The 14255-nt window shown below is 37.6% G+C and carries 14 protein-coding genes; 4 read left to right on the forward strand and 10 right to left on the reverse strand.

Going from position 1 to position 14255, the window contains the following annotated elements; translation table 11 throughout:
- Positions 1–12: 12 nt before the first annotated feature.
- The 8 genes from EGI31_RS22980 to hisS form a co-directional block, all read right to left on the reverse strand.
- A complete protein-coding gene (locus EGI31_RS22980) occupies positions 13–2304 on the reverse strand; it encodes an NADP-dependent malic enzyme (RefSeq protein WP_255039530.1) in 2292 nt (763 codons plus the stop codon).
- A gap of 209 nt (positions 2305–2513) precedes the next feature.
- Entirely contained in the window at positions 2514–3566 is a 1053-nt protein-coding gene (locus tag EGI31_RS22985; RefSeq protein ID WP_255039531.1) for an SMP-30/gluconolactonase/LRE family protein, read from the reverse strand.
- Between the two features lie 5 nt (positions 3567–3571).
- Positions 3572–4813, reverse strand: a complete 1242-nt coding sequence (gene dctA / locus EGI31_RS22990; RefSeq protein WP_262925402.1) for a C4-dicarboxylate transporter DctA — start codon at positions 4811–4813, stop codon at positions 3572–3574.
- A 96-nt stretch (positions 4814–4909) separates the two neighbouring features.
- Positions 4910–5881 carry a sugar phosphate isomerase/epimerase family protein gene (locus EGI31_RS22995; RefSeq protein ID WP_255039532.1) on the reverse strand — a complete coding sequence of 324 codons (972 nt, stop codon included), beginning with the start codon at positions 5879–5881 and terminating at the stop codon, positions 4910–4912.
- Positions 5882–6123: 242 nt separating this feature from the next.
- Positions 6124–7041, reverse strand: a complete 918-nt coding sequence (locus EGI31_RS23000) for a YihY/virulence factor BrkB family protein (RefSeq protein WP_255039533.1) — start codon at positions 7039–7041, stop codon at positions 6124–6126.
- 2 nt (positions 7042–7043) lie between these two features.
- Complete coding sequence (locus tag EGI31_RS23005) at positions 7044–7451, reverse strand: acyl-CoA thioesterase (RefSeq protein WP_255039534.1); 408 nt, start codon at positions 7449–7451, stop codon at positions 7044–7046.
- Positions 7452–7457: 6 nt separating this feature from the next.
- Positions 7458–8495 (reverse strand): endolytic transglycosylase MltG, encoded by a 1038-nt coding sequence (gene mltG / locus EGI31_RS23010; RefSeq protein WP_255039535.1) that lies wholly within the window; start codon positions 8493–8495, stop codon positions 7458–7460.
- Entirely contained in the window at positions 8488–9855 is a 1368-nt protein-coding gene (gene hisS, locus EGI31_RS23015; RefSeq protein ID WP_255039536.1) for a histidine--tRNA ligase, read from the reverse strand. The genes mltG and hisS overlap by 8 nt, the downstream gene beginning before the upstream one ends.
- Positions 9856–10064: 209 nt before the next feature.
- Between hisS and EGI31_RS23020 the strand changes: the two genes are divergently transcribed.
- Complete coding sequence (locus EGI31_RS23020) at positions 10065–10208, forward strand: hypothetical protein (RefSeq protein ID WP_255039537.1); 144 nt, start codon at positions 10065–10067, stop codon at positions 10206–10208.
- A gap of 9 nt (positions 10209–10217) precedes the next feature.
- On the opposite strand, the gene EGI31_RS23025 is transcribed toward EGI31_RS23020, so the two are convergent.
- Complete coding sequence (locus EGI31_RS23025; RefSeq protein ID WP_255039538.1) at positions 10218–10577, reverse strand: hypothetical protein; 360 nt, start codon at positions 10575–10577, stop codon at positions 10218–10220.
- A gap of 129 nt (positions 10578–10706) precedes the next feature.
- On the opposite strand from EGI31_RS23025, the gene EGI31_RS23030 reads away from it, so the two are divergent.
- From EGI31_RS23030 to EGI31_RS23040, 3 genes are read left to right on the forward strand one after another with little or no spacing between them, the layout of a single operon-like run.
- Positions 10707–11444, forward strand: coding sequence for an SDR family NAD(P)-dependent oxidoreductase (locus EGI31_RS23030; protein ID WP_255039539.1), 738 nt, complete (start codon positions 10707–10709; stop codon positions 11442–11444).
- Positions 11445–11447: 3 nt separating this feature from the next.
- Complete coding sequence (locus EGI31_RS23035; protein ID WP_255039540.1) at positions 11448–12215, forward strand: glucose 1-dehydrogenase; 768 nt, start codon at positions 11448–11450, stop codon at positions 12213–12215.
- A gap of 7 nt (positions 12216–12222) precedes the next feature.
- The gene (locus EGI31_RS23040; RefSeq protein ID WP_255039541.1) at positions 12223–13353 is read left to right on the forward strand and encodes a MalY/PatB family protein; all 1131 of its coding nucleotides are present in this window, start codon (positions 12223–12225) and stop codon (positions 13351–13353) included.
- On the opposite strand, the gene EGI31_RS23045 is transcribed toward EGI31_RS23040, so the two are convergent.
- Positions 13343–14254 carry a glycosyltransferase family 2 protein gene (locus EGI31_RS23045; RefSeq protein ID WP_255039542.1) on the reverse strand — a complete coding sequence of 304 codons (912 nt, stop codon included), beginning with the start codon at positions 14252–14254 and terminating at the stop codon, positions 13343–13345. The genes EGI31_RS23040 and EGI31_RS23045 overlap by 11 nt on opposite strands.
- Between the last annotated feature and the right edge of the window lies 1 nt (position 14255).

Raw genomic sequence — 14255 nt, forward strand, 5'->3', positions numbered from 1 at the left:
AATTTAAAAGTATTACTTCTTCACCGCATCTACCACCGAAATAGCCGTTTGGTTTACTATTTCTCTTACAGTTGCACCTAATTGTAGCACTTGTACAGGTTTCTTTAGACCCATTAATAGTGGACCGATTTTCTCAATTCCTGCTACTTCTTTTAGTAAGTTATAGGCAATGTTGGCCGAAGAAAGGTTCGGGAATATCAGTGTATTGGCAGGACCATCTGCAAGGTCTGAGAATGGATGGTTTTCTTTTAATAGCTCTGTATCAAAAGCCAGGTGGGCTTGCATTTCGCCATCTACTATCATGCCTGGGTGTTTTTGCTTCAGTATCTCCACCGCCTTTCGCAATTTGATAGGAGCGGGGCCTTCAGGAACCGAGCCAAAGTTAGAATAGGTAACCAAAGCAATTCTTGGCTTTATATTGAATTTCTCCACTTCCCGAGCGGCCAATTCGGTAATTTCTACTAACTCTTCAATGGTTGGGTCGAAATTGATGGTGGCATCTGCAAGGAACAAAGGGCCTTTTTTGGTCATGAGAATATACATACTCGATATTTTCTTCACGCCTTTTTCTGGACCGATAATTTGCAAAGCCGGACGAATGGTATCAGGATAGTTTCTCGTCAAGCCACCCACCATGGTATCTGCCAAGCCGGTTTCTACCATCAGCGATGCATAATAGCTCCTGCGAGTTACAAAATTCATGGCATCAGGTTTTGTCAATCCTTTTCTTTTTCGTTTATCAAAGAACAAATCTGCAAATTCTGCCAATCTGGCTTTCTCAGTTTCGTTTTTACTTTCTTTAGGGTCAATGATATCGATATCTTCAGGCAGCGAAATGCTGTTTTCCTCCAAGATTGTTTCAATAAGCTTTCGGTTGCCCAAAAGTATAGGATAGGCTATTTTTTCCTGTATAACCTGTTGTATGGCTTTTAAAACAGTCAGGTTCTCAGCATCGGCATATACTACTCTCTTAGGGTTTTTCTTGGCCTTGGTCATGATGGCCTTAATTAGCGTATTGTCCAGCCCAAGTCTTTTTGCAAGTTGATTTTCGTATGCATCCCAATCAGTTATTGCGAACTTCGCTACACCCGTTTCCATAGCGGCCCTGGCTACTGCTGGAGCAACAGAGGTTAGCAAACGAGGATCCACCGGTTTAGGAATGATATAATTTCTTCCAAAACTTAAATTAGCTTCACTATAGGCCATGTTCACGATATCTGGAACTGGCTTTTTGGCCAATTCTGCCAAAGCTCTAACTGCTGCCAACTTCATTTCTTCGTTTATTTCACTTGCTCTTACGTCTAAGGCTCCCCTAAAAATGTACGGGAAACCCAAAACGTTGTTCACTTGGTTAGGATAATCCGAGCGACCTGTGGCTACGATGATGTCCTCACGAGCATCCATGGCGTCGTCATAAGATATTTCTGGGGTTGGATTTGCAAGTGCAAACACAATACAATCTTTGGCCATGGTTTTCACCATTTCTTTCGATAAAATGTTTCCTTTCGAAAGTCCTACAAATACATCAGCACCGTTTATGGCCTGGATTAATGTTGTATCTATCGGCATATTGTTATTGGCAAATTCAATCTTTTTGCCGTCCAAATTGGTTCTGTCGGGATGTATAAGTCCTTTAGAATCAAACATGAAAATATTCTCTTTTTTAGCTCCCAAAGCGTTGTACAGTCTGGTACAAGAAATAGCAGAAGCTCCTGCTCCGTTAATGATTATTTTTACTTTGGTGATGTCTTTATTTACTAGTTCCAAGGCATTGAGCAATGAAGCAGAAGAAATTATGGCCGTTCCGTGTTGGTCGTCGTGCATTACCGGAATGTTCAACTCCTTTTTGAGCCTTTCTTCGATTTCGAAACACTCTGGAGCCGAAATATCCTCGAGGTTTACTCCTCCAAAGGTAGGTTCCATGATTTTGACTGTACGTACAAACTCGTCCACGTCTTTGGTGTTGAGTTCTATATCAAATACATCAATATCAGCATAAATTTTAAACAACAAACCCTTACCCTCCATCACTGGTTTTCCGGCCAAAGCACCTATATCGCCGAGTCCTAAGACCGCTGTTCCATTGCTTATTACGGCCACTAAATTGCCCTTAGCGGTGTATTTATATGCATCCTCTGGATTAGCTTGAATGGCCAAACATGGTTCGGCGACACCCGGAGAGTAAGCCAAAGATAAGTCCCTTTGATTAGCATATTCTTTTGTTGGTATAACCTCTATTTTTCCAGGTCTGCCTTTGGCGTGATATTCAAGAGCTTCTTCGTTAAGCGTTTTGTCGTTGTTCATAATAAAAATAAATCAGTTTTTCGGGTGCTAAACTAAGCATCAAATGGTAAAATGTATCTATCAAAACACTAAAATTATAATATAAAAAAAACAATTGAGCAGAATAATATTTGGTTTAGGTGGTATATTATTATGGTAACTTGGTAAACTATTTAAAAATTCATAAGATAACTTTTGACTTCATATAATTAGCCAAATTATATTCTTGTTTATTTTTTTTCTAATAGTATAACTTTCGATTCAAAAACGCTTCCTAACAAGAGATTCTGTTTCATATTTTTAAAGTAAAACGGAGCTCCTACACTCAATCCTGATAGGGCACTTCCGTCGTTCAGATATAAGACTTTTTGATTTTGTAAATTGTTGTGGTCGAGTTCAATAACCGCAGATGGCGATTTGTTTTCGGCATTTTTTCGGTGGGCCATAAATGCAAAAAGTTTGGGATGACAGCCTATTACTAAGTCACCATTCTTTGTCATTTCAATGTTGTCTGGTGGATAAAGCGTACTTACAAAGTTTATCTCTTTAAGATAGTTGGTTTGCGTTTGTGGAGCAAAAACATAGACTCCTTTTTCGAGTGTTGATGCTACATAAATACTTTTGCCATCCCCAGACAAGGCTATGCCGTTGGGATAAGTCAATTTCTCGCTCACTATTTTTGATAACTTACCGTCATAAAATACCACATTTCCTGAAGGTATTCTTAGAAAGTCAGATGCCAGCATTTGCCATTTCGAACGTGTGCCATGGTCATTCGTTACGAAAAATTGGTTTTCGGACACGGCAAGTATGTCGTTTGGTGAGACAAAATCTGTACTGGAATATTTGCTCAAATAATTCAAGGTATCACCCAATATTTCGAATTTCAAAATATCATTTTTGGTGTCCTTATGCGATATTACAAACAAGAATTTTTTACCTTCAATACTCAAAACTGAAATGCCATGAGGCCTAAATTCAATCAATTTGAATTTTTTGGTAAGATTAACGAGTCGTTTCGAAGAATCAGTAAGGTTTAAAGAAAATATCGCACCAGTACTTTTTGGATTGCGTCTGTCTTGAGCACTTAAGTAGGCAATATTGGTTTCGGAGTCAACCGTAATGTCCTCCACACCAGGGTAAGAGGTAATTGTAGTTTCTTGATAATCAGAAATTGAAGAAATACTTGTAAACACTCCAGCCTTAATTAATGTCTGAGCTATGAAGTAGGTTATTCCGACAATGATTATAAGCGAAAGTAAAAATTTCTGTGAGCGTTTCATGGGTATTAACTAAAATTGTCTTTTAAAATATCTTCTGTTTCTTCTACGTGGTTTAGTGCATAATTTAGTTTTTTCATGTCTAACTCGTTTTCATTCCTTGAGATCCAGATGGTAGCCACTCCATTTCCTATAAAATTGGTGATGGCCCTGGCTTCTGACATAAATCTATCCACGCCGAGTAAAAGTGCTAATCCTTCAATCGGAATTACTTCTACTGCCGAAAGTGTTGAGGCCAAAACCACAAAACCGCTGCCTGTAACGCCCGCGGCACCTTTGGAGGTAATCATCAGAATACCGATTATGGTAAGTATTTGCTCAAAGGTTAAATTAACACCGAATACTTGAGCTAAAAATATGGTAGCCATCGACAAATAAATGGTGGTTCCGTCAAGATTAAAGGAGTATCCAGCGGGTACTACCAAACCCACTACCGATTTTGAGCAGCCCATTCTTTCGAGTTTTTCCATTAATGAGGGTAGGGCAGCCTCAGAGGACGATGTTCCCAAGACTATTAAAAGTTCCTCACGAATGTATTTAAGGAACTTCCAAATGCTTATTTTATAATATTTTAAGATGAGATAAAGTACGAAAAATACGAAAATGGCCATTGTAGCATATACCGAAAGCATCAGTTTACCCAACGGAAATAGTGTTTTTATGCCGTACTTGCCAATTGTAAACGCCATCCCGCCAAATGCTCCCAATGGAGCAAAGAACATTACCCAATGCAATGCCTTGAATACATATTTCGAAACCTTGTTCAGAAAAGTGGTAATGACCACTTTTTGCTTTAGTTTGCTCAAAACAACACCAAATATGATAGAGAAAATCAAAACTTGAATCGTCAGATTGTCTTTCAGGAACTTCAACCAGCTAAATTCAGCCGATTTTGTAGTGTATTCTGATAAATCTGCACCTTCAAGATTTCCTGTGGTTACACCAGCACCAGGTTGAATTATATTGGCCACTATTATACCCACCAAAAGGGCAAAAGTAGTAACCACTTCGAAGTAAATTAAGGCTTTTAATCCAACTTTACCAACTTTCTTGAGGTCGCCCATCCCGCTGATACCCAGCGAAATAGTTAAGAATATGATGGGGTTAATAAAGAGTTTGACAATATCGATAAATTTAGTTCCGAGCCATTTGAATTCAACGGCCTTTTCAGGAGAAAAATGACCCAATAAGGCTCCAGCAGTAATAGCTGTTAGTACCCAAAAGGTAAGATTAGTAAATATTTTTTTCATTATTGGGTTTATTAGAGGATACTGGTAGGCAAAATAGTTGCCACGAACTTATTTTTTCTTATTTCTTGCAAACCCGTGGCATCTATTCAGTAATTATTATGCAAACTCCAATTTTTTCATGTATTCTGCATCAATTTTTATGTCTTGAAGCGGGCTGGATTTATCGAATCTTTCCTGCTCAACAATATAATATTCAACACCTTGTTCTTTGGCCGTTTTAAGTACTTTGCTGAAATCTATTCTTCCGTTTCCAAGAGTTGTAGAGGCACCTAGGGGCCAGAATGGATCTTCTTTTTTCTCAGTAGCCTCTATTTCTTTCAATCTATCCTCTTTGTAAAGGTCTTTTACATGGACCAATTTAAATCGGTTAGCATAATCTTTTAACCATTTTTCTGGGTCCTGCCCCGCTTTTACCACCCAATAAAGGTCCAATTCAAAGCTTACCAAGTCGGCATCTGTACCTTTCAGCATTATTTCTTCAGGAATACTTCCATCATCGGTCGGTAAAAACTCAATGTGATGATTGTGATAACCCATTTTTATACCAGCTGCTTTGGTTATTTCGCCTTGTCTATTTAAGCCTTCGGTTATTTTGTTCCATTCATCTGCAGTTTTTATTTCTCCTGGGAAAGGATTCAAAACGTAACTCAATCCTACGGAAGCACAATCATCCACCAATTTTTTGAACTCATCTTCAGTTTCTTTTTTTGTTGTAAAATCTGGGTTGATGTGGCTGCTGACCATTTGTAAGCCTAAGTCGCTTAAATACGTTTTGAAATCGGCTGGTTTCATACCCCAGAAAATTCCCTTTTCACCGGTGAAGCTTTCTATTTGGGTATAACCAGCATCAGCAACGGCCTTTAGTGTAGCTTTAGCGTCTTTGGCCATGTCTTCTTTGACGGTCCATAACTGTAGGCCAAACTTCTCAATAGAAGAAGCCATGCCTGCAATTTTAGTGGTAGTTTGGTCAGTTTTTCCCTTACAACCAGCCAAAGCTTGGAGTAAAAATGGTGCCGAAACGGCCGCAATTCCGTAATTTTTTATAAAATCTCTTCTTGAATTTTTCATTTTTAGGTTGGTTTAGAAAAATAAAGTCCAATTTAAAGCTTAAAGCTAAGATTCTAAAAACAAATGTTTAAAATCGATGTTTTCAATATGAATAACATGAAAATTCACGGTTTTGTACCCATCAGATAAGATTAGTGGAAAAAACATCTGACTGGCACAAATGTTGGAAATAAAATACTACACAACAAAAGATTTTTTTTATGGGTTAAGGTTTATTTGTAAACACCGTCGGCACCTGATTGCTACGGTGTTTTTTGTTTTGACCTATTCGAAGCACTTAAAAAGCTGATGTTTAACTCAAAGCCCAAAATTAATATGAGAGCAATAAGATAAATCCAAACCATGATGGCTATTAGCGTGCCTATGGAGCCATACAGTCTGTTGTAAGAGTTGAAGTTTTCGAGATAGAAAGAAAATAAGTTAGTAGCTAAAATACTCAGAAATGAGGCGAACAGAGCTCCGAAATTGAAGAATTTGAGCTTTTTGTGAATGGCAGGAGCAAAAAAGTAAATACAAGAAATTCCGAAAAAGAATATGACGAAAATAGATGCATAACCTAAGATATTTAAGCCCCAAACGTTAATAGTCTGGTCAATAAATACTTTTTCGGTGAAATAATTCAAGGTGATTTTGCCAATAATTAATACTACGATAGCTGCTATTAAAATGAAAATCAGGAGACTGGTAAGTAAGAATGCTATCCATTTGGCTTTCAGAAAACTACGTTTTTCTCTCTGTTTGAGGGCCATATTGAAGGCCGTCATGAGAGATGACATGCCATTAGTAGCTGCAAAAATGGCAAAAACAAAACCAAAGGATAAGATATCAGGTCTTGGACGGCTAATGATTTCTTGAATGGTGTGGCTTACGTTATCATACAGACCACTAGGCATCAGGTTTTTCAAGAAATCCATTATCAAAACCTCGAGGTTCTGAATAGGAATGTAAGGAATAAGTGTAAACAAAAATATGGTGCCCGGAAATACTGCAAGCATAAAACTGAATGAAACCGCTGCAGCCCTTTGATCTAAGTCAAAGTTTATGATTTTTTTATACAGAACAACTAAAAAAAGATAAAGCGAGACTGTTGTATTGAAAATGTAAACATTTTTCAGTTTTTCTGAAATTCGCTTTATTATATTTTCAATCTGCTTATTCATAACTATTTAAAAAAGGGACTTAGTTTTTCTATGATTACCGCCGGACAGGTTGTGATTTTTTGAGTATCTGCTTTTATGAAAACCAAAGTTGTAAGTCCTTTGTGGATAGTTTTCTGACACTCGTTCAGTATTTCGGTTTCAAAAACAATTCTAACTTTAGGCATTTCCTTCAATATGCATCTAATAGTCAAGAGTTCATCGTATTTTGCTGGTTCTAAGTATTTTGATGTATTTTCATAAACCGGCATCCAAATTCCCCCCTCCTCCAAGTCTTTGTACCTCACCCCCAAATTTCGCAAAGCCTCAACACGTCCTATTTCAAAAAGCTTGGCATAGTTACCATAATACATGTAGCCCATTTGGTCAACATCGGCATATCTAACTCTATAGTTTGACTCAAAACTGTACATAATTACTTATTTAATACCACGAGCATCCAGAGCCGCTTGGTAAATATCGGCATTCTTTAGGTGTTCGGTGTATGTGGCCGCAAAATTATGATAACCAGAGAAATCCTCTTTCGCACAGAAATAGGTATAATTGTGCTTTTCGTAACCTAGAACAGCGTCCAAGGCCACACGCTCAGGTAAAGCAATTGGACCAGGTGGCAAACCAGTATTTCTGTAAGTATTATATGGCGAACTTATGCTTAGGTGCTTGGTTAGTATTCTTTTAAGGGAAAAGTCTCCTACTGCAAACTTCACTGTTGGATCTGCCTGTAGTGGCATATTTGTAGCGATGCGGTTCACATAAACACCTGCTACACGGGGCATTTCGTCAGGTTTGTTGGTTTCGCTCTGCACAATGGAGGCCATTACCCCCACTTGTATGGGCGTCATGTTGATGGCTTGTGCTTGCGAAAGCCGTTTTTCATTCCAAAATTTCTTGTATTCAGTGTTCATTCTTTTCAAGAAATCATCTACACTGCTGTCCCAATAGATAAAATAAGTGTCTGGTAAAAACATGCACATGATGGTTTCACTCGTAAAACCGTACTTGGCACATTCTTCTTCATTTTTAATTTTTTCAAGAAGCAAATTGGAGTCAAAATCTAGTTTTGTGCCAATCTTTTTAATCAGATCGTCTTTGGTTCTAACATTATTAAAGGTCAACTTCACAGGGTCTTGGTTTCCACTTCTTATTTTGGATATAATCTCCTTATTGGCTGAATTTGGCTTTATTTCATATCGACCTGGTCTAAGACTTTCTCTCAATCCCATTCTTTTGGTCATAAATCCGAAAGCTACCTCGTCGTTTATGATTTTATGTTTATGGAGCGTATCCATTAGGCTTTCATAAGTCGAATTTTTCGGGACATAAAGTACAAACTTCTCTTTTCCGTCGACATTGAGGTTTGGACTGTACGCCACCTGCCAAAAATAAAATGCCAAAGTAGCCGCAATGGTTGATACTGCCACCAAAAGGTAGGCCAATACTTTTTTGTTTTTAAACATCTAGATATTCTGTTAATTGATTCAGGGTGAGGGTGTTTTGCTCACCAGTTTTCATGTTTTTTATTAAATATATTCCTTTTTCAATTTCTTCGGAGCCCAGAATTACCACAAATGGTATGTTCTTCTTATCGGCGTATTCAAACTGCTTCTTGATTTTGGAATTCTCTGGGTAGATTTCAGAATTGATGCCTTTTTGTCTCAGAATTGCCACTGTTTCTAAGCTTCTAGCTAACGTATCTTCACCGAAATTGGTAACCATAACTCGGGTAGATGAAAGCTGAAGAGCTTCAGGGAATATTCCGAGCTCCTCCATCACGTCATAAATTCTATCTACTCCCAACGAAATACCCACACCTGAAAGCCCAGGCATACCAAAAGTACCAGTCAGGTTGTCGTATCTACCGCCTCCTGATATACTTCCTATGCTTACATTGAGTGCTTTTACCTCAAAAATGGCTCCAGTGTAATAGCTTAGGCCACGAGCTAGAGAAGGATCAAATGCTATTTTTGGACTATTCAACTGCATTTTGTCCACCAAAATCCAAATTTCTTCTAGTTCATCGACACCTAAAAGGCCAATTTCTGAATCTTTTAGCCAGTTTTTCAGAGTTGCGAACATTTCAATTTGGGTGGTCGGCAGATTAAAAAGTGTTTGAAGTTTTTCAATGTTTTCATCACTAAAACCTCTTTGGAGCAATTCCTCCTCAACCTTTTCTTTACCTATCTTATCTAGTTTATCAATGGCCACACATAGGTCAACTTCTTTGCCTTTGGCACCGATGGTTTCGGTAATACCACTCAGTATTTTTCGGTTATTTATTTTGATTACAAATTCTGTGATGCCTAAGTTTTCAAAAATCTCATGCAACATGGTCACTATTTCAGCTTCACAAATGAGAGATTCGGTACCCACCACGTCAGCATCGCATTGGTAAAATTCTCTATATCGGCCTTTTTGCGGTCGGTCTGCTCTCCAAACGGGCTGAATTTGAAAACGCTTGAATGGCATAGCCAATTGGTGACGATTCATCACTACATACCTCGCAAAAGGAACTGTAAGATCATATTTCAGGCCTTTTTCTGATATTTTCCTTAAAATTTCTTTGGATCCACTTTCTAATTCAGCTGGGCCTAGGTCGTTAGCAAAATCACCAGAGTTTAGGATTTTGAACAACAGCTGATCTCCTTCCTCTCCGTATTTTCCCATCAGCACTGAAAGGTTTTCTATGGCTGGTGTTTCTAATGGAAGGAAGCCGTATTTCTGATAAACTTTTTTGATTTGGTCAAAAATGAAGGTTCTTTTAACCATTATTTCCGGGCCGAAGTCTCTTGTTCCTCTGGCTAAGCTCGGTTTAGACATAGTGTATTTTTGACTGTTAATTTTTTTGCAAAAATAAAGATTAAGCACGAAAATACCTTCTCTAATCCGGAATTATCCTGAAAATGGTACGAATGGTTATATAAATGTTTTGAGAATTTATTTTCCGAGAAAGTATTTATTTAAATGATTAATTTCTTACCTTTGCACCTCGTTTGTAGCAATAAAGAATCATTAAACATATTTCAGCAATGGGAGTTACTCAGTTAAAAAGAAAAAGTCGTAAAAATAGAGCTATATCTAACAATAAAGTTGCAGCTGTTAAAAGACTTACGCTTAGACCTGACATCAAGAAAGTTGATATCGAAGTTCTAAAAGCAGAATCATCAAAATAAGAAAAGCCCTCAATTTTGAGGGCTTTTTTGTATATTTAACTTGTCTGTTCCTTTATTTACAAATCGCTTCTTTTTCAAATCCTTTTGTTTTTGTTTCCAAATCTTTCTTGATTTTATCTCTGTGGCATACATTATAGAATTGCCGTAAAATATTAGACCCAGATAAAACACTGCCAAGCTAAGAAATATCATAAATCCCCAAGTGGCCTTATCAAAACCTATCTGCAATCGATTCCACGAAAATACGAAGAAACTTAAGCCCAAGCCAAGAATCACAAAACTCAACGCTGTAGTCAATAACCATTTGGTTCTCAGCGACATCTTCTTTATAAGTTTCTCACCAGGTGCTTTTTTCTCTTTAACAATCATATCTTTGATTTTAAAATGATTCATATTAGTTATACAAAAATATAGCTTTTTGTTTAAAATTGCCCTAAAAACCAATATTTCGAGAATATATATTGCTAAATTGCCCCTATAAAATCAACAAATAATATAATGAGTAAACAAAGGGTTGTAATTTCTGGGGTAAACTCAGGTATAGGTTATGCTACGGCATTGATCTTTGCGAAAGAAGGGTATATGGTTTTTGGAATTGATTTAGCAGAAGAAGCAAATGCTTCCTTGGTCTTAAAAATCAAGACCTTGGGTTCAGATTTGTATTATTCCAAATGCGACGTTTCAAATCCTCAACAAGTGGAACAGTTCTTTGGAAGTTTAAATACAGAAATAGATGTACTTGTGAACAATGCTGGTATCTTAGGACCAAGACTAAAAACTGATGAATATCCCATTGATGCCTTTGAGAAAATTTTAGATATCAACGTGAACGGAGTTTTTTACATGACCAAATATGGTTTGCCATATCTCAAAAAAGACTGCGGAAGTGCCATTGTCAATGTGGCTTCTGTGGCAGGTCTGGTGGGAATGACTAATCATATTGCCTATTCCGCTAGCAAACATGCTGTGGTTGGTATGACCAAAACTTGGGCATTAGAGTATGCAAAAAAAGGCATAAGGGTCAATGCGGTTTGTCCCGGTTTCACAGATACATCGATGGTTGAAAACGCCAATTTAGATAAAGAGTACATAGCAGGCCTAAAATTCGGAACGCCTATGAAAAGATTCGGGGAGGCAGAGGAAATAGCAGCTGGTATTTACTATTTAGCCTCAGCCAATTCAAGTTTCGTAACTGGCCAATGTTTAACATTAGATGGTGGTTTAACTGCTCAATAGACTATGAAGAAAGATATATTTTCGCTAGAAGGAAAGGTGGCCATTGTTACTGGGGCAAGTAAAGGAATAGGGGAGGCTATAGCTCGCGTTTTTGCACAATATGGTGCGAAGGTTGTGATCAGCAGTAGAAAACAAGCTGATTTAGATGTTTTGGCAGAGGAAATAAGAAATGAGTCTGGAACCGAAGTTTTTCCATTTGCTGCTCATGCGGGAGATGTTAATCAGCTTAAGGAATTATTAGCTAGAACTATAGAGACTTTTGGTAAAGTAGATATTTTGGTCAATAACGCAGCCACAAACCCTGTTTTTGGGCCTTCGTTGGACTGCAGTGGCGAAGCTTTTGATAAGATCATGCAGGTGAATGTAAAGTCGCCGTTTGAGTTTTCCAAACTGGTTTATCCTTTTTTAAAACAGAATGGCGGTGGAAGTATAGTCAATATTAGCAGTATTGCGGGTAGCACGCCCGATCCAGGATTGGGCATGTACAGCGTCAGTAAGGCGGCTCTGAATATGCTTACCAAGGTGTTGGCAAAAGAATGGGGCACGGATGGAATACGAGTAAACGCTTTGAGTCCAGGTCTTATAAAAACAAAGTTTAGTCAAGCACTTTGGGAAAATCCTAAGATGCTCGAGCATTTTACAAAGCGGCTTCCAATAGCTCGAATGGGCTCAGTTGACGAGATAGCTGCTTTGGTTTTGTATTTGGCCTCTGATGCCTCAGCCTACACAACAGGAGTGAATTTTCAAGTAGATGGTGGAACAACAATTTAGATCGATAATGGATTTTGATAAAATTATAGACAGAAAGAACACAAACAGTTATAAATGGGATAAGTATCCCGAAAACGTTTTACCCCTTTGGGTAGCTGATATGGATTTTGAGGTCGCGGAGCCAATAAAAACGGCCTTGAGTAAAATAGTTGACCATGGGGTTATTGGCTACAGTCGCACACCTGACGAACTGGTGGAAGTAGTTGTAAAAAGGCTGAAAGACAGGCATAATTGGGGAATTCAGAAAGAATGGATAGTTTGGTTGCCAGGTTTAGTGCCAGGTTTACATTCAGCAGCTAGATGCATTTCTGATGATTATTTTTCTGTAATGACCTCATCACCGGTTTACAGGCCTTTTCTTGAAGCCGCTGAAATAGGTAATCGACGTTTACAAGACATTCCTTTCATTTGGGAAAACGAAAGGTGGGAGATGGATTTTGAAGAAATGAAGAAATCTGTAAATCCGAGTACTAAATTATATATGCTGTGCAATCCACACAATCCAAATGGCAGGGTTTTTTCCAAAGAGGAATTAGAAGAATTGGCAAGTTTTTGTGTCGAGAACGATTTAGTATTATGTTCAGATGAAATTCATTGCGATTTAATATTGGACGAAACTAAACAGCATATTTCTATTGGCTCGCTCAATAAGGAAATAGAGGCAAGAAGTATAACGCTTTTGGCCCCTAGCAAGACTTTTAACATTGCAGGTTTGGGTTGTTCTTTGGCTATAATTCCAGACAAGACTCTAAGAGATAAATTTGAAAAGACTAAATACGGTATGATGCCCATGCTCTCGGCATTTGCGATGGAGTCTGCTTTGGCAGCCTATAAAGATTCAGAGCCTTGGCGAATTGAGCTTTTGAGTTATTTAAGAGGAAATCACAACTACTTGCTACAAGAAATTAATGCCATAGAAGGTTTGAAGATGGAGCCTTTGGAATCTACCTATTTGGCTTGGATAAATTTTGAAGAAACTGGAATTGTCAATTTCGTTGCACATCTGGAGAAACACGGAGTTGGGGTACAGGACGCCTCAATTTTCGGTGGTAAGGGATATTTTAGACTAAATTTTGCAACCCAACGAGCTAATTTAGAGGAAGCTATCAAGAGAATCAAAAAGTCTCTCAATCAATAGGAGTTTTGCTTTGGTGTATCGATTCAATGATATAAGCTGGTTTACCACTTAAAATGAGGAAAGTGTTACCTATGTACTCGCCAACCAAAGCGACAGAGCATAACAATACGCCGCACATAAATATTACTATTGGAGACCCCCATTCTGGTATAATTGAAAAGGCATAAAGAAGCATATAAAACAATGCAAAAATGATAGACAGAAAACCTGCAAAAAAAGTTAATCTCAAAGGGAGTAGTGAATAACCAAAAATAATTGAAAGCGATAATGAAATGAGTTTTTTCAGAGAGTAATTCGATTCACCATGGTTTCTGCTTTTATGTTCAACTTTTTGTTTACCTACGTTATGTGTCACTTGAAATATTAAACCATCTATGTATGGATGAGGGCTTCGGCTTTTAATTATTTCAGAAATAATGTCTTTGTGAATAATTTTAAAGCTACTCAAATAGAGGTCTTTGGGCTTTTTTAATAGAAAAGTAGTTAGGTAATTTATGGCTTTACTACCTAGATTTCTAAACCAGTGGTGTTTTTTAGAATCATAATAACTGTAAACTACATCAAGATTTTCGGCTTCGGCTTTCTTATATAGTTTCAATATTTCAGAGGGCGGGTTTTGAAAGTCATCGTCGATTATAACACCATATTTCCCTTCCACAAAACTTAGTCCACAAATAACCGCATTAAATTCGCCGAAATTTTTTCTTAAGTTTATAAACTTTACATTTTTATTAGTTTGAGAAAGTCCTCTACAAATTTGAGCAGAATTGTCTTTAGAGCCGTCGTTTACCAAGATAATTTGAAAAGTATTGTTTACTAGCTCATTTTCAATGCTTTCTACAAGTTTTTCAATGGATTTTGAACCATTATATACAGGTATAACAACCGAAAACTCTATCATT

Source organism: Lacihabitans soyangensis (genome assembly GCF_024343775.1).
GTDB classification, from domain to species: Bacteria; Bacteroidota; Bacteroidia; order Cytophagales; family Spirosomataceae; genus Leadbetterella; species Leadbetterella soyangensis.